Annotated in this window: 14 protein-coding genes, 2 tRNA genes and 1 pseudogene; 3 read left to right on the top strand and 14 right to left on the bottom strand. The window is 29.7% G+C overall.

The window, feature by feature from the left end:
* Together rsxC and CLOTH_RS06310 are read right to left on the bottom strand one after the other, a co-directional pair.
* Entirely contained in the window at positions 1-1,326 is a 1,326-nt protein-coding gene (rsxC, locus tag CLOTH_RS06315) for an electron transport complex subunit RsxC (protein ID WP_079412262.1), read from the bottom strand.
* Between the two features lie 185 nt (positions 1,327-1,511).
* A complete protein-coding gene (locus CLOTH_RS06310) occupies positions 1,512-2,279 on the bottom strand; it encodes an SPOR domain-containing protein (protein WP_079412261.1) in 768 nt (255 codons plus the stop codon).
* Positions 2,280-2,364: 85 nt separating this feature from the next.
* On the opposite strand from CLOTH_RS06310, the gene CLOTH_RS06305 reads away from it, so the two are divergent.
* Positions 2,365-2,970 carry a lytic transglycosylase domain-containing protein gene (locus tag CLOTH_RS06305; protein WP_079412260.1) on the top strand — a complete coding sequence of 202 codons (606 nt, stop codon included), beginning with the start codon at positions 2,365-2,367 and terminating at the stop codon, positions 2,968-2,970.
* 70 nt (positions 2,971-3,040) lie between these two features.
* Here the strand turns inward: CLOTH_RS06305 and CLOTH_RS06300 are convergent, their stop codons facing one another.
* The 7 genes from CLOTH_RS06300 to polA form a co-directional block, all read right to left on the bottom strand.
* Positions 3,041-3,952 (bottom strand): C40 family peptidase, encoded by a 912-nt coding sequence (locus tag CLOTH_RS06300; RefSeq protein ID WP_079412258.1) that lies wholly within the window; start codon positions 3,950-3,952, stop codon positions 3,041-3,043.
* A gap of 82 nt (positions 3,953-4,034) precedes the next feature.
* Positions 4,035-4,559, bottom strand: a complete 525-nt coding sequence (locus CLOTH_RS06295; protein WP_079412257.1) for a DUF2284 domain-containing protein — start codon at positions 4,557-4,559, stop codon at positions 4,035-4,037.
* Between the two features lie 66 nt (positions 4,560-4,625).
* Positions 4,626-4,712 (bottom strand) — tRNA-Leu (locus CLOTH_RS06290).
* Positions 4,713-4,789: 77 nt separating this feature from the next.
* A complete protein-coding gene (locus CLOTH_RS06285; protein ID WP_158080478.1) occupies positions 4,790-6,313 on the bottom strand; it encodes an ABC transporter substrate-binding protein in 1,524 nt (507 codons plus the stop codon).
* A 38-nt stretch (positions 6,314-6,351) separates the two neighbouring features.
* Positions 6,352-6,906, bottom strand: coding sequence for a lytic transglycosylase domain-containing protein (locus CLOTH_RS06280; RefSeq protein ID WP_331722034.1), 555 nt, complete (start codon positions 6,904-6,906; stop codon positions 6,352-6,354).
* The gene (gene coaE / locus CLOTH_RS06275; RefSeq protein ID WP_079412255.1) at positions 6,893-7,507 is read right to left on the bottom strand and encodes a dephospho-CoA kinase; all 615 of its coding nucleotides are present in this window, start codon (positions 7,505-7,507) and stop codon (positions 6,893-6,895) included. Before coaE ends, CLOTH_RS06280 begins: the two co-directional genes overlap by 14 nt.
* Before the next feature lie 9 nt (positions 7,508-7,516).
* The gene (gene polA, locus CLOTH_RS06270; RefSeq protein WP_079412253.1) at positions 7,517-10,153 is read right to left on the bottom strand and encodes a DNA polymerase I; all 2,637 of its coding nucleotides are present in this window, start codon (positions 10,151-10,153) and stop codon (positions 7,517-7,519) included.
* 177 nt (positions 10,154-10,330) lie between these two features.
* Between polA and CLOTH_RS06265 the strand changes: the two genes are divergently transcribed.
* Positions 10,331-10,416: transfer RNA gene (locus tag CLOTH_RS06265), tRNA-Leu, on the top strand.
* 33 nt (positions 10,417-10,449) lie between these two features.
* On the opposite strand, the gene CLOTH_RS06260 is transcribed toward CLOTH_RS06265, so the two are convergent.
* Positions 10,450-11,595, bottom strand: a complete 1,146-nt coding sequence (locus tag CLOTH_RS06260; RefSeq protein WP_079412252.1) for an RNA-binding domain-containing protein — start codon at positions 11,593-11,595, stop codon at positions 10,450-10,452.
* Between the two features lie 119 nt (positions 11,596-11,714).
* On the opposite strand from CLOTH_RS06260, the gene CLOTH_RS06255 reads away from it, so the two are divergent.
* The gene (locus CLOTH_RS06255; protein WP_079412251.1) at positions 11,715-12,611 is read left to right on the top strand and encodes a selenium metabolism-associated LysR family transcriptional regulator; all 897 of its coding nucleotides are present in this window, start codon (positions 11,715-11,717) and stop codon (positions 12,609-12,611) included.
* An 11-nt stretch (positions 12,612-12,622) separates the two neighbouring features.
* Here CLOTH_RS06255 and CLOTH_RS06250 read toward each other — a convergent pair whose 3' ends face one another.
* The 4 genes and pseudogenes from CLOTH_RS06250 to CLOTH_RS10900 all read right to left on the bottom strand — a co-directional run.
* The gene (locus tag CLOTH_RS06250) at positions 12,623-14,011 is read right to left on the bottom strand and encodes an aminopeptidase (RefSeq protein WP_079412250.1); all 1,389 of its coding nucleotides are present in this window, start codon (positions 14,009-14,011) and stop codon (positions 12,623-12,625) included.
* Between the two features lie 90 nt (positions 14,012-14,101).
* Positions 14,102-14,755 (bottom strand): response regulator, encoded by a 654-nt coding sequence (locus tag CLOTH_RS06245; RefSeq protein ID WP_079412248.1) that lies wholly within the window; start codon positions 14,753-14,755, stop codon positions 14,102-14,104.
* The gene (locus CLOTH_RS06240; protein WP_079412247.1) at positions 14,739-15,899 is read right to left on the bottom strand and encodes a sensor histidine kinase; all 1,161 of its coding nucleotides are present in this window, start codon (positions 15,897-15,899) and stop codon (positions 14,739-14,741) included. Before CLOTH_RS06240 ends, CLOTH_RS06245 begins: the two co-directional genes overlap by 17 nt.
* Positions 15,900-16,152: 253 nt before the next feature.
* A pseudogene (locus CLOTH_RS10900) lies at positions 16,153-16,268 on the bottom strand (transposase); the annotation flags it as partial.

The following is a 16,268-nucleotide window of genomic DNA, read 5'->3' as shown; positions in this document are numbered from 1 at the left end:
CTACTTATTTTGCTTTCTCTTTTTAGCTATTATTTCTCTTTTACCAACTCTAATTGAATGAAGTAGAGGCCTTTTAGATGGACATATGAAAGAACACGATCCACATTCAATACAATCTAATGCTTTGTATTCCTCTACTTTGTCAAAGTTGTATTTTAATGCATGTGCACTTATATATAATGGTTGAAGATTTGCAGGACATATATAAACACACTTTCCGCATCTTATACAGCTCTTTGGATTAGGTAAGGTAGCATCTTTTTTATTTAAACAAAGTATTCCTGATGCACCTTTTATAACAGGAACATCCAATGTGTATTGAGCTAGTCCCATCATCGGACCACCCATTATTACCTTACCTGCTTCTTCCTTAAATCCACCGCACTGATCTATTATATCTTTAAATAAAGTACCTATTTTTATTATCAAGTTCTGTGGATTTGCTATAGCACTTCCGGTTACAGTTGTTATTCTTTCAATAAGAGGCATACCAGTTTTTATAGTTTTTGCAATTTGTGCTGCTGTTCCAACATTATTAACAACAACTCCAACATCCATAGGAAGTCCTCCTGATGGAACTTCTTTCTTTATACAAGCATATATAAGCTGTTTTTCAGCTCCTTGAGGATACTTTGTTTTAAGAGGTACAACTTCGATATTCTTTTCATTTGCTACAGCTTTTTTTATGGAATCTATAGCATCCATTTTGTTATCTTCTATGCCTATATATCCCTTTTCTACACCTAGTACCTTCATAATTGCTTTTAGACCGTATACAACATCTTCCGGAGCTTCAAGCATTAACCTATGGTCAGCTGTTAAATATGGTTCACATTCTGCACCATTAAGTATGACTGTATCTATTTTTTTGTCTTTAGGAGGAGAAAGCTTTACATGAGTAGGGAAACCCGCTCCACCCATACCAACTATTCCAGCTTCTTTAATTATTTCTAATATTTCTTCTTTGCTTAAAGTATCTATATCTCCCTTACTTTTTACGCTTTCATGAACTTCATTTTTGAAATCGTTTTCTATTATTATGCACAAAGAGTTCCCACCAGGAGTTGGGTATTCCTTTATAGCTTTTACCTTTCCAGATATAGATGAATGTACTGGTGATGAAACAAATCCTTGAACCTCACCTATTTTTTGCCCTACTTTTACTGTATCTCCAACACTTACAATAGCATTACAAGGCGCACCTATATGTTGTTGTAGTGGAATGTATGCAATTTCAGGTTCATTAGCTCTTTTTGTAGGAATGTGTTCTGTATACTTCTTTCTATGTGGGGGATGAACACCACCTTTAAATGTTAAGAGCGCCATATCATATTACCTCCTTACTAACCTTTTTATGTATTGATGAATAAATATGCTTAAAATAGTATAATTCATTTTAAGCATACAATCATTGTAGTCGTGTTACAAATAGTATACTACAAATGATATAAAAAGTCCTTTTAATTATTTTTTTAACGGTTTTTATGCATAATTTTTCAAAAAGGAGCTATTTAGCTCCTTTTTCTTAAACTCTCAACAAACTTTAAATATTCAAATATTGAATCTATGTATATTTTTTCACAGGAAAACATGTCTTGCTTTTGCATATTTCCGTCTATTGTATCTATTTTTTCCCGTACATTGTTAATAAATACTAATAAGTTTGCATTAAATTCTTTTGTTTCTTCTTTATCAATGTTCATTGTATACTGTTTCATTTCATCTAGAATGTTTTTCCTTTCTTCTATTATTTTCAGGTATTCTTCGGTTTCTAGATTTCCTTCTCTATACGAGTACCAGAAATTTGATTCTTTTTTCATATTTTCTAAAATAAGATCAATTTTTTTTCCTACATCTCTCAAGTAAGAATGTTCTTTACTATAAGAAAGATTTATAGCAGGAATTTGACTTGTTACTAAAAAAGCATCTGAGTAATTACCTCTTACATCTTCTAATAGACTTCTTGTTTGCTCCTTATCTAAGAACATATAACTATTTATTTTGTTTAGATTTCCCTTTGTAACTATATAGTTAGGTATTCTGTTTTCTTCTAGGTCTTTTACCACTATACTTGTCTGATTCTTATCCGTAAGTGCTCCTACTTGTATAGAATATACTGTAAGTGCTTCTATCTTGTATGAGTTTTTATTTGCAAATGTAGGAACTGAATCTAGTGTATTTATTTTTTTGTATATACTCCATGATACAATTGTTGCCACTATTGGTATAACTAATAACAACATAGCACTAGATAATTTGTAATTTTTTCTTTTTCTCATTTGTTTCCCCTCCACCCTTTACTATTCTATATATAATTTATATAATATTTGTATATAAAATATTACTATCATGAGGGGTATGACTATGAATAATTTAGTTCGACAAATATATCTAAACAAAATAAACGAAATTCAAAGTAGAATACCTGTTAAAATTATCAGAAATAATGAAAATATTCCAAATAATTCCAGTGCAGAGTTTAATAATATTCTTAACAATAAAATTTCAGTTAACAACGAAATAATCGATTCTAGTCCTGTTTCTCAGGTACAAAATTCTAATCTACTTAGTAGCGATATTGACGATATAATTAAGGAAGCTTCTATTAAATATAATGTAGACGAAGCTTTAATTAGATCTGTAATAAAAGTAGAATCTAATTTTAATCCAAATGCTACATCTCCAAAAGGAGCTATGGGTCTTATGCAACTTATGCCTTCTACTGCAGATTATTTAGATGTTAAAGATGCTTACGATCCTAGGGATAATATTTTTGGTGGTACAAAATATTTAAGTTCTCTTATTAAAAGGTATGGAAATTTAGATCTTGCACTAGCTTCATACAATGCAGGTCCTGGGAATGTCGATAAGTATAAAGGTATTCCTCCTTTTAGAGAAACTCAAAACTATGTAGTAAAGGTTATGGATTATTATAATAAAATAAAAAAGTCTTTCCTTGAAAGATTTTAAAGGTAAACTTTTTTGAAATTCATAACGGAAATTATAGAATAAAATTAAAAAAGTGGTCTAAAGACCACTTTTAATCTATAATTCTTCTAGCTGTAACGTAAGTTCTCTGATAATACCCTTCACTTAATGAAGATACTATAACTTGTCTTCTTGAAGACGAAGCATGTATAAACTGTCCATTTCCTATATATATACCTACGTGGTTAATATTTCTATCATTACTTGTATCAAAGAATACTAAATCACCTAATTCTAGGTTTTGTTTTTCTACATATACTCCTTCTCTACTCTGATCTCTAGAGCTATGTGGAAGATTTCTTCCTAAAGCTGCTCTATACGTATAAAGTACAAACCCAGAACAATCAAATCCATTTGGGCTTGAACCTCCCCAAACATATCTTGTTCCAAGCTGAGAATTAGCTATCTGTATAACATTTGATCTAGTTGTACCCCTGCTAACAACAGGTCTTGTTTCTTCTTTTACTGATTGAGGTTGTGCTATAGTAAGTAATGATGAGTGTATATATCCTTGTTGACCATTAATATCTACCTTATACCAATCTCCTGTTTTTTCTAATACATTTGCTCTTGTTCCTGCGCTCAATCTTCTGATAACTCTACTACTTGTACTAGCTCCTGCTCTGAAGTTTACATTATTTGACCTAACAACTGCTCCTGTAGAGTTTGCACTTCTTGATACAGATTGAGAAGGAATAATCGAAGCATATTGCTTACTTATCCATCCTTGTCTTCCATTGTTAAGCCTTACACTATACCAATCATTATTTTCTCCTGTTACAACGATTTGGTTTCCTCTATACAATTTTGATATTACACTAGATGAAATTGCAGCTTGACTTCTGACATTCAACACTGAAGCTGTTATACTTGCTCTTTGTTCGCTTTGTGCAAATGAATGTCCAAAGCTCATAGAAAGAGTTATTAACCCTGCTAAAAGTGGCGTCAATGCTTTTTTATTCATTGGTTCCTCCTGTTTTAATACATTATTTATATTATATATTCTACAAATAGTATATAATACCTTCTTATTATATCATTTATTTTTAATATAACAAAAGTAATCCAATTAACGTTATCTTATTAGTATTGTCATAATTAATAGTTATATTTATATTTTCTAGTGTTTTAGTTAAATTTATTCCAACAGATTCTGGAGAGAACCTTCTTAAATATGGTTTTGAGCATTGCTCACTGCATTTTGGGCATTCATTACATGACCCAGCTCTTAATAAGTGTGCAAAGCTATAGCCTTGTCTAAATGCTTCTTTTTCTATCTCAATCATTTTATGAAATGAGTTTTTTCTTATTATTTCCCACGTATTATATATATCATCATCTTTATCTATGTAATATTCTTCTATTAGTACTAGCCCTTTTTCATATTCTTTTAGTATTCTTCTAAATTCGTCTATAGTTATTATATTAGGTGGACAATTAAGTCTTTTGCCAAAGTCTTTACATCCGTAGGCACATTTTAGATAAACTCTATCCTCTACTATTATATCTTTCGTATCTATAAAATATGGTGTTATTTCATTTTGACGTGATAATTCTAATAATTTTTCCATACTTCACCTCGAAATTTGAAAATGTTTTTGATATGAAAAAAGCAACGCCTATAAGCGCTGCTTAACTGGTGCAGGAGGCGGGACTTGAACCCGCACGAGAATATTCTCACTACCCCCTCAAGATAGCGTGTCTGCCGATTCCACCACTCCTGCATGGTTTGTATTATTATTTTAAATTATTTTTATCACTTAGTCAATATTAATATTTAAGGGCAGATTTACCTGCCCTTTTAGTCTATAACAAATATTTCTTCTATTCCATTGTATATATTAAAATCAGTTGGCTTTAACCTTCCTTTTATCCTGTTGTTCAGAACTATATGTTGATTATTCAAAACCAAACTTATATACGGAATATGCTCTTTGATATAGTTTTGAACTAAATGATAGTTTATTATTGTTTCTTCTTTATTCACAGAGCTTGTAAGCTTTGATAATAAATAGTTCATTCTTTCATCATTATAGTTTGTAATATTTTTTCCATCTAGTGATGAAAATGCAAATGATATGTCGCTATATATAGGTAACTTCCACCCTAGCAAAGCCAGTTCGTACTCTCCTGCATAAACCGTATTCATCATATCATCAGAGCTAAGTTCTATTATTTCAACTTCTATATCTAGCTTTTCTAGACACTCTTTTATTATATATGCAGTTTTTATTTTTAATCTGTTATCTTCATTTACTAAAAGTCTTAGTTTTATATCTTCAAATTCTGTTTTCTGTAAATATTCTCTAGCCTTATCTATATTATGTTGATAGGACTCTATATTTTTATTGTAGTATTTAGAATTTATATTTAAAGGAAATTCAACTAAACTTCCTTTCTCTACATAGGCATTTTCTAAAATCTTCTTTCTGTCTATTGCATATGCTAATGCCTTTCTAAAGTTTATATCTTGTATATATTCACTATTAAAGTTAAGACCTACAAAATCATATTCTTCACCTAAATATTCATGAATATTGAATTTTCTTTGAGAGAATTTTCCACTTATAACCTCACTAACCTTACCTATATGAGCTTCAAAAGAAAGTAGCATATTCTCCTGTGTTTCTCTATCTGGCACTATTATTACTTTTATTTCATCTATATATGGCTTTTTATAGTAATAGTCATTGTTTTTAGTCAAAATTATATGTCTTCTTTTTTCGTACTCTGTTATTTTATACATTCCAGAGCCTATAAAATTCTTTTCTGGAAGCTTTACATCTTCTGCTCTTAAATTTCCAACTCTATGTCTAGGTACTATAGGGAAAACTAGCTTTTCAAGAGAAAATGCATAAGGCCTAGCAAATGATATATTAAAACTCTTACCATCTATAATATTTACACTATAAATATTAGATACAAGAGGATGATACGGACTTTCAGGATTTCCTTTTAGAAAGTCTATAGTAAATTTGACATCATCCGAGGTTAAATTTGCACCGTCGTGCCACTTTGCATTATCTCTTAATGTTATTCTCAAAGAAATACCATCTTCTGATAACTCATAGTGCTTAACTAACTGTGGTACTACATTATAGTTTTCATCTAAGGTAAATAAACTATCATATACAAGCTTTAGAGCGTAATCTAAAGATTTTTCCTTATTCAAAAGAGGATTTAGTGTTTCAAATCTAACAACAGATATACTTATACTTCCTCCTTCTTTAGGAGATATATTTTCAGTAATCTCTTCATTTTCTTCTAAATCTATATCATTTTCAATATCTGCATCTGTACAACCAATCAATAAAAAGATAATCATAAATATTACACAAATAAATTTAATACTCTTCATCCAATTCACCTTTTCTTATAAAGCTTTTCGTATGTTTTCATTGCTTGTTTTACTTTTGTTACGTATTGTCTAGTTTCTTTGAATGGTATATTAGTCAAATTAATTCCGTTATAACTATATCTATTATCAGATAACCACTTATCTACATTACCAGATCCACCATTGTAAGCTGCTATTACAAGATCTATATCATCAAACTGACGCATAAGCTTACTTAAATACCAACATCCTATTTTTATATTTGTTTTTGGATCATATATGTCTATATTAGTTTTGTTTAGCTCTTCTTTTGCCCAATTCTCTGTTATAGGAGCTATTTGCATAAGCCCTTTAGCATCTTTTCTTGATTTAGCATAAGGAAAGAATTTACTTTCAGTTCTTATTATGGCAAATACCAAGTAGGGATCTATTTCATATTCTGCAGAATATTTATATACGTACTTTTCATAGTGCAAAGGGTGAGATAGTTTATCTAGTATATTACTCCTACTCACAAGTACTATTAAAGCTACAAATATAACTACACTCAATATAGAGTGCTTTTTTTTATGCCTTATCAATCCGTTCTACTCCCTCCAAATACTTCAAAAACATATCAACATCACTATTTAACTTATCTAATGTGTATGAATTATCTATTATATAGTCTGCATATTTCTTTTTATCCTCAACGCTCATTTGGCTATTAATTCTTTTGATAGCTTCTTCTTTAGTTATATTATCTCTATTTATTATTCTTTGTATTTGAACTTCATAACTACAAATTATCAAAAGTACTAAGTCTACCATTCCAGTTAGATTAGCTTCTATTAATAAAGGAGCATCTAGAAATACTATATCCACACCTTTATTTTTGTAGTTCTCTATTTCACTTTTTATATTTTGTTCTATTTTTGGATGAGTTATAGAGTTTAGTTTTTTAAGCTTTTCATCATCAGAAAAAACTATACTTCCTAATTTTTTTCTATCTATATTGCCATCATCTTGAAGTATTTCTTCCCCAAAGTGCTCAACCACTTCAATAAATGCAACGCTATTTTTATCTAGTATTTTTCTAGATATCTTATCTGCATCTACTATCTTAAATCCCTTCTTTATTAATATATCTGATACAGTACTCTTCCCACTTCCTATTGATCCTGTAAGCCCTATAATCTTCATAGCGTTCTCCTATTTAGTATCATACCAAGATTTTCCTAAATTAATATCTATATCTAGAGGAACTTCTAGATGTAATGCTTTTGTCATCTCATTTTTTAAAATGTCTTTTACCATATCTATTTCTTCGTCTAGTACTTCTATGATAAGTTCATCGTGCACCTGAAGAATAAGTTTTGATTTTAAGTTATTTTCCTTTAGCTTTTTATATACATTTACCATAGCTATTTTTATTATATCTGCTGCACTTCCTTGAATAGGTGTATTCATAGCAAGTCTTTTGCCTAGGTTTCTAAGAACAAAGTTCTTAGAATTAATCTCAGGAATATATCTTCTTCTATTCAAAATAGTTGTAACATATCCATTTTCCTTAGAACCTTCTACTACCTTATCCATGTATTCTTTTACCTTTGGATATTTCTCAAAGTAGCTATCTATATAATCTTTTGCTTTCTTTACAGGTATATTTAAATTTTGAGAAAGTCCAAAATCACTTATACCATAAACAATTCCAAAGTTTACAGCCTTAGCAGCATCTCTCATTTCTCTTGTCACTTTATCAATACTTACATCAAATACTTTCGATGCAGTTGTAGTATGAACATCTTCTTTGTTCAAGAATGCATCTATAAGGTTTTTGTCTTTAGAGATATGAGCTAATACCCTAAGTTCTATTTGAGAATAATCTGAGTCTAGCAATTTATAGTTTTCCTGTGCTATAAATACTTTTCTTAGATTTCTACCCATTTCAAGCCTTATAGGTATATTTTGTAGATTCGGTTCAGTAGATGAAATTCTTCCTGTTGTTGTTATAGTTTGATTAAACGAAGAGTGTATTCTTCCTGTTTTTTCATTTACTATATTAAGTAATCCATCTACATAAGTAGTTTTTAGCTTTACAATCTGTCTATATTCAGATATCTTTTCAACTATCGGATGCTCTTTTTTTAGACTTTCTAAAACTTCACTGTCCGTTGAGTATCCAGTTTTAGTTTTCTTTATAACTGGAAGATTTAGCCTTTCAAATAATATAACTCCTAGTTGTTTCGGTGAGTTAATATTAAATTTTTCGTTAGCTAAATCATATATGTCATTTTCTAGGTTTTGTATAATATCACTGTATTCTAGTTTTAACTCTTTTAATTTATCTGTATCTATCTTAAATCCTTCATACTCCATAAACCCTAAAACTTGTACTAAAGGCATTTCAACATTGTAAAATAATTCATTCATGTCTAAATTATTTATCTTCTCTTCCATTTTATCTTTTACTTTAAAAACTACATTCAATATATTCGCAAAATAATTAGTCAATTCTTCTTTGTTTAAGTCTTCGTACTTCTTTGCGTTTTTTCCCTTCCCAAGAAGTTCTTCTTCAGACATTACCTTTTGACCTAGGTATTTTGTGCTTATAGTATCATGTGTATAAGTAGAGCTTGTAGAGTCTATTAAATACTCTGCTATTTCGATATCAAATGATAGATTATTCAAATCAATATCGTATGGTCTTAAATTAATATAATCTTCCTTTAATTTATATCCATACTTTTTAATTTCATTTGAATTTAACACTTCTTTCATTTTTAACATAGCATCTTCGCTTTGTGTATAATATATATTTTCTCCATCTAATGTAATAAACATATATATAATATTCTTATTAACTAGATTTCCGTTTTTTGATACTGTTTTTAGAGTTAGATACTTTTTATTTTTTATTTCATCTATAATTTCATTTATATTTTCATCCATATTTATAATATTTAACTTTACTTCTTGTGTATCACTTTTAGCTTTAAGCCTTGGTATTAAAGAGTTAAATTCATATTTATTAAAAAGATTTATTAGCTTATCAAATTCATATTCTTCTACTTTAAGATTTTCAAGATCTACATCTATAGGCATATCTCTAACAATAGTAGCAAGACGCTTACTCATGACAGCACTTTCAATGTTTTCTTGTATTTTATTTTTTATACTTCCTTTTAATTTATCTACATTTTCTATTATATTTTCAATACTTCCAAATTCTTTCAAAAGCTTTATACCTGTTTTTTCTCCTACTCCAGGAACTCCTGGTATATTGTCAGATTTATCTCCCATAAGCCCTTTAAGGTCTATGAACTGATTTGGAGTTAATTCATATCTTTCTATAACTCCACTATAATCGTAGTTTTCAAGGTCTGTAAGCCCTTTTTTTGTTATTAAAACAGTAGTATTATTTGATGCAAGTTGTATAGCATCTTTATCTCCTGTTACAATTATAACCTTAAATCCACTATCTTCTGCTATCTTAGATATAGTGCCAATTATATCGTCTGCTTCAAATCCCTCTATTTCAAGTCTATGTACCTTAAAAGCATCTAATAGTTCTTTTAGTGGCTCAACTTGTTGCCTTAATTCGTCTGGCATCCCTTTTCTTGTAGCCTTGTAATCTTTATACTCTATGTGTCTAAATGTAGGTGCTTTTTTATCAAATGCTACACTTATATGTGTTGGATTATAATCTTGCAGTATTTTAAATAGCATAGTTGTAAATCCATATATAGCATTAGTATGAAGTCCATCTTTATTCATAAGTTCAGGAAGAGCATAAAAAGCCCTATTCATCAAACTATTCCCATCTATTATAACAAGCGTCTTATCCATATTAACAACTCCTAGTGTTATTTTTACACTTAATTTGTGCATTTTCGTTTAAATTTAAAATAATTCCTATATATTTGTTAAACTAGATTATAACAGAAAAAAAGTTATGTAAAAAGGCTAACGTATCATATTTTTATATTGATGTTTGGTAAATTTTATGTTAATATACTACATATCGCCGGTGTGCTGGAATGGCAGACGGGGCGGACTCAAAATCCGTTGGTAGCAATACCGTGTGGGTTCAAGTCCCACCACCGGCACCAACTTATTAAACATCAAAAGCTAGATTGTACAATCTAGCTTTTTTTAATTCCTGGAAGTACTACTCTAAATAGGTTTCTATTATATACATTGAAAAATCTTACATTTCCTTCACCCTCGAAAGATTTCTTTATTTTATCAAGACCCATGCCACTTCCTAGGAACCTCATTTTATCATCTATAATCAGTAGTCTTTGGTGGATCCAGTTGTTTCTTCTAGATGGATTTCTTTCTTTGAGTATAGAATTTATTGTATCTCCATGCGTCAATGTACCAGGGTTACTTATTTCTACTTTATCCGTTCCTATATATATTAATATTTCTCTATTTAAGTCTAGATAATCTCTATGAACTAAACTGTTTCTTATACACTCAAACAGTCCATCTATTGGATAATTGTAATTTGCTAGAATATACTTTATATATTCCTCTACTTCATCTAGCATATAAATAATATTTCCTTGGAAAACTCTAATTACATTATCTTTATTTATATTGTTATTTACTCTTATAGATGCTCCTAATATGTGTTTTTGAGGATACTTTCCAAATACAAGTATCCCTCCTAAAGTAGGATGGTATTTAGATTCTTCTGTCTTTACACATATTCCAAGATTTTCAAGAAGCTGAAGTGATATTTCTTCTTTTATATTTATCTTATTGCAGTATTTGTATATTAACTTTTCATCTATTTCATCTACTCTGCCGTTGTATATAGGAACCATTTCTGATGTTAATATAGCACTTTCCTTAAACATATTTGCAACCTCATATCTTCTTGCTACATCAGTTGTAGATCCCCTTCTTATATAAAATGTTCCATTTTGCCTTATTTGATGTGGTCTGTGTTTGCTTTTAAATATCGTTAGTATTCCTAATGTTTTATTTTTATGTTCTATATATTCCATTCTTATAGGTACAGGAGGGTCTATTCTGTTAGATATTATTTGTTGTATTTGTTCTTCTATGTGATCATTTCTTTCCACTCCTACAACTTCCTTGCTTTTATCTTCTATTCCAAATATTATATATCCTCTTCCACCATTAGTATTTGCTATAGCGGCTATATCTTTAGCTATTTCCTTTTTTTCTCCCTCAGTATCAACACTTAATTTTAATTTATAATCAAGTTTAGGTCCTTCATTTTGTTTTAGCAAGGATTCTATTTTATATCTATACATCCTAAGCCTCCTAAAGAGTTAATTTACATTAAATTATGATGTTTTGATAATTTTTATAACTATATGATATAATTATATTATATTGACGTATTAAATTGATTTCAAGCAAGGGGGACAAAATGGATTTCAAACAACTAGAAACACTTGTTTGTGTTGCAAAATATAAAAGCTTTTCAAAAGCTGCAAAAGAACTATTTCTAACTCAACCAACTATAAGTAATCATATTCAAAACCTTGAAAATGAGTTAGGAACTGTTCTTCTCAATAGAAGTAATAAAGGAATATCTCTTACAAAATCCGGAAAAATACTTTATGAATACGCTCTAGATATGATCAACACTAAACAAAGAGCTCTTTACAATCTAGGTGAATATGCTGGAAAAATAGAAGGAGTTATAGAAATTTCATCTAGTTCAATTCCTGACGGATATGTTATCCCTGATATACTAAAGTCTTTCAGCCGTGATTTTCCTCATATAAAGTACATATTAAATCAATGTGATTCTCAAGATATTATAGAAGGAATAATAACTGATAAAATAAGTTTTGGATTTGTTGGAGGAAAATCCTCAAATAGCCAGATAGAGTATATCGATTTGATAAGCGATGAACTGGTTTTAATAACTCCTTATAATCATAAAATAAATAACGAAAATGGATATGTACAAATACAAGATATAAAAAATGAGAATCTAATAATGAGAAAAGAAGGATCTTCTACTAGAAAGCTTATAACATCGGAATTAAGCAAAAATAATATGTCCTTAGATGAATTTAATATCATAGCTCATGTAGAAAATTCTGAAGCTATAAAGAAAATGGTAAGGCATGAAATAGGTCTATCTATAATTTCAAATAAAGCAATTGTAGATGAAATTAATTTTAATCTTCTAAAATCTTACAAAATCAGAGATCTTAATCTTAAGAGAAAATTTTATCTTGCATACTCTAAGAGAAAATCATTAACACCTCTAGAGAAGAAATTTATAGATCATGTTATTAGTTTCTTTAGCTAAAAAAGGGAGTTTTAAACTCCCTTATAAAATGTCTTGTACGCTTTATATGTTTCGTAGCAATCAACCTTGCTAACAAGCTCTAAAGGTGCATGCATGCTAAGCATAGGAACACCACAATCTACTACCTCTGCTCCGTAGTTTGCTAAAATATAAGCGATAGTACCACCGCCGCCTTGATCAACTTTTCCAAGTTCTCCTATTTGCCAAGTTATGTTATTTTCATTAAATATCTTTCTTACATAAGCTAAGAACTCAGCATTAGCATCATTAGAACCTGCTTTACCTCTAACTCCTGTATACTTAGTCACAACTACCCCATGACCTATGAATGCTGCATTTCTCTTATCTAAAACATCTGGGAAATTAGGATCAAATCCAGCAAGTACATCTGCTGATAACACCATGGAATTTGCAAGAGATCTTCTAACTTTTAGATCATTATAATCTCCTTGTAGGTTTATAAGTTCAGCTACTGTATTTTCAAAAAATCTAGATTCCATTCCAGTATTACCCATAGAACCTACTTCTTCTTTATCAACAAACAACCCTACAGATGTGTATTTTGGATTTTCAGTTTCTAGTATTGCCTTTAATGCAGCAAAAGAGCATACTCTATCATCATGTCCATGAGCTGCAATCATAGATCTATCTATACCTACATCTCTTGATTTCCCTGCAGGAACTATCTCTATTTCAGCCATAGTGAAGTCTTCTTCAGTTATTCCATATTTATCATTCAAAAGTTTTAGAACATTGTATTTGACCTTATCTTTCTCATCTTGATTGCTAGGAATGTGTCCTATAAGAACATTTAGTCCTTCTCCCGTTATACCCTCTCCTAATTTTTTCTCATACTGATCTTTAGCAAGGTGAGGAAGTAAATCAGTTATATAAAGTACAGGATCTGTTTCTTCTTCTCCTATAACTATATCAACTTTAGTTCCATCAGCTTTATATATAACTCCATGTAAGCTTAGTGGTATAGCAGTCCATTGATATTTTTTGATTCCACCGTAGTAATGAGTTTTTAAAAGAGCTAAATTTCCATCTTCATACAGTGGAACCGCTTTAAGATCAAGTCTTGGAGCATCTATATGAGCTCCAACTATTCTCATACCTTTTTCTAACTCTTCTTCACCTATTATAAATAATGCTACAGCTTTCCCCTTGTTTTCTGCGTATATTCTAGCTCCTTTTTCTATTTTTCCATTTTTTATAGCATCATCAATAGAAATAAATCCATTTTCTTTAGCTTGCTTTACTATCTCCTTAACACATTCCCTTTCTGTCTTTCCATTGTCTAAAAAGTGCATATATTCTTTACCATAAGTCATTACACTTTCTATTTCACCATCTTTTAGGTTGTTCCAAGCATTCTTAAATTCATGAGTCAATTTCACCTTTCCCTGCCTCCTTCTAAAAATTTTTTTATGTATTGTTTTTATTATATCACAATTCTCACAATTTAAAAAAATCTAACTTATTTCAAGTTAGATTTTTTTAACATTATTTTTATATGCATATATTGCAGCTTGAGTTCTATCTTCTAGTTCTAGTTTTTTAAGTATGCTAGAAACATGATTTTTTACTGTTTTCTCACTTATGATAAGAGTTTCTGAAATTTGTCTATTACTAAGTCCATCAGCTATACAACAAAGAACTTCGTACTCTCTTTTAGTTAAACTATCTATACCACACTTGCAGCCACTGCTTCTTTTTACATTTATTTCTCTGAAAAGCTCTCCAGCTAAATTAGGATGTACATAAGTTCCTCCATCATTTACATTAACTATTGCAGATACTAAGCTTGCTGATTCTGAATCTTTAAGCATATATCCATTAGCTCCTAAGTTTAATGTTTCTAATAGATATTCTCTTTCATCATATATAGTAAGCATTATTACTTTGATTGATGAATCCATATATTTTAATTTTCTTAAAGTTTCTATTCCGTTCATGTTTGGCATATTTATATCCAAAAGAACAACATCTACATCATGTATTTTGAACTTCTCTATAGCTTCTACTCCATCACTAGCTGTTGCTACAATATTTATATTATCCTCAAGTTCTAGTATCTTTTTTAGTCCTTCTCTCATAAGTGCATGATCATCTACTATCAATACATTAATCTTTTCCTTCATATCGTACCTCCCTGTTAGGAATTGTAAATATTATTTTTGTTCCTTGACCTTCTTTAGATTGTATGCCCAATTTTCCATCTAAAAGCTCCACTCTTTCTTTCATAAATTTAATTCCGAATGAATTTTTAGATATTATGTCATTACTCAACTTAAATCCTATACCATCATCTTCTACTATTGCAGATATATTAGTTTTATTTATATCAAGTTTGATTTTTATATTCTTACATTTTGAATGCTTCCATGCATTATTTAAACTTTCTTGAATTATTCTAAAAACAGTTACATTAACTAAAGGACTGTATATTTTTTCATTACTTAGTTCTATCAAATCTATATTTATTCCTCTATCGTATGTAATATCCGATATAATCCTCCTAATAGTAGGAATTAGTCCTAAATCGTCTAATGAAGTTGGGCTAAGATCATACATAATCCTTCTTACATCTTTCAGTGTATCTCTTATGACATTTTTCATCTCTTTTATTTCATCTTTAAGTAGAGAAATATCTTTATCCATTATCTTTTCTAACATTTCAGATTTAAGAACTAAGGAAGCTAAACTCTGTGCAGGTCCATCGTGTATATCTCTAACTATCTTTCTTCTTTCTTCTTCTTGAGCTTTTATTATATTTATTCCCATTTGGTTTTTGTCTTCTAATAGATTTAATTGTTTAGACACATTTTGAAGATCTCCAACTAAAAAATCCATAACAGACTTCATTTTGTACATATAATTTTCCGCTTTTTCAACAAGTTCTGTATTCTTTTTTAGTCTTATCTCTAATTCATTTCTAGCTTTTACTAGATTTTTTTCTTCTTCTCTTTTTAGTATTAGTTTTACTTGTGCATCTGTAGCTTCTTGGTAAGCATTTTTTATGTCTTCTTCGCTATACCTTTCAAAATTTTTACTAACTATGAATAATTTATTTCTGCATTTTTTCTCTTCATTTTCTAGTATTTCTACTTCTCTTATTATATCTACGACTTTGTCTTTAAATAATTGTAGTTCAAGTTTTATTCTCTCGCACTCATTTTTTGCATTCTCGTATATAGAAAAAATCTCATCTTGTCCGCTTCTTACAGATTGAATTATATTATCAATAACTTTATTCATATTACCTAGAGTATTAGTGTTTTCCATCTTATCCCTCTTTTGTAGATCTGATTTGACATTCGTATTAAGATTATACTATATGTCGAGATGTTTTAATATATTACTTATTATCTATTTTGTCAAAAAAAGAAGAATGCTCTTGCATTCTTCTCAGTTTGTAGACAAAACAATCTGCCCGAAAGGGCAAATATTTTAACTTGCATGAGAAAATATCCTGTAATTTGGAAATATGTATTTTCCTAACAAAAAAAGATCGCAAAAAGAGCTGGCTTTTGGAGTTTTTCCACTTCCAATTTGCCAGCTTTTTTAAATTTAGACATGCGAAAGCAAGCAGGGTCTGCATTCGCACTTTATCTATTCCTCTAAGAGTTGTATAACGCAGTCCATGCTTTTCTT

Origin of the sequence: Alkalithermobacter paradoxus (assembly GCA_002029295.1) — a bacterium.
In the GTDB taxonomy this organism is placed as follows: Bacteria; Bacillota; Clostridia; order Peptostreptococcales; family Peptostreptococcaceae; genus Alkalithermobacter; species Alkalithermobacter paradoxus.
The sequence above is the reverse complement of the archived record's forward strand: the minus strand, read 5'-3'. Positions and strand labels throughout refer to the sequence as shown.

Coding starts and splice junctions, on each gene's coding strand:
- rsxC (WP_079412262.1), bottom strand. CDS start 1,326: ATGGCGCTCTTAACATTTAAAGGTGGTGTTCATCCCCCACATAGAAAG.
- CLOTH_RS06305 (WP_079412260.1), top strand. CDS start 2,365: ATGAATAATTTAGTTCGACAAATATATCTAAACAAAATAAACGAAATT.
- CLOTH_RS06300 (WP_079412258.1), bottom strand. CDS start 3,952: ATGAATAAAAAAGCATTGACGCCACTTTTAGCAGGGTTAATAACTCTT.
- CLOTH_RS06255 (WP_079412251.1), top strand. CDS start 11,715: ATGGATTTCAAACAACTAGAAACACTTGTTTGTGTTGCAAAATATAAA.
- CLOTH_RS06240 (WP_079412247.1), bottom strand. CDS start 15,899: ATGGAAAACACTAATACTCTAGGTAATATGAATAAAGTTATTGATAAT.
- CLOTH_RS06295 (WP_079412257.1), bottom strand. CDS start 4,559: ATGGAAAAATTATTAGAATTATCACGTCAAAATGAAATAACACCATAT.
- CLOTH_RS06285 (WP_158080478.1), bottom strand. CDS start 6,313: ATGATTATCTTTTTATTGATTGGTTGTACAGATGCAGATATTGAAAAT.
- CLOTH_RS06245 (WP_079412248.1), bottom strand. CDS start 14,755: ATGAAGGAAAAGATTAATGTATTGATAGTAGATGATCATGCACTTATG.
- coaE (WP_079412255.1), bottom strand. CDS start 7,507: ATGAAGATTATAGGGCTTACAGGATCAATAGGAAGTGGGAAGAGTACT.
- CLOTH_RS06310 (WP_079412261.1), bottom strand. CDS start 2,279: ATGAGAAAAAGAAAAAATTACAAATTATCTAGTGCTATGTTGTTATTA.
- polA (WP_079412253.1), bottom strand. CDS start 10,153: ATGGATAAGACGCTTGTTATAATAGATGGGAATAGTTTGATGAATAGG.
- CLOTH_RS06260 (WP_079412252.1), bottom strand. CDS start 11,595: ATGTATAGATATAAAATAGAATCCTTGCTAAAACAAAATGAAGGACCT.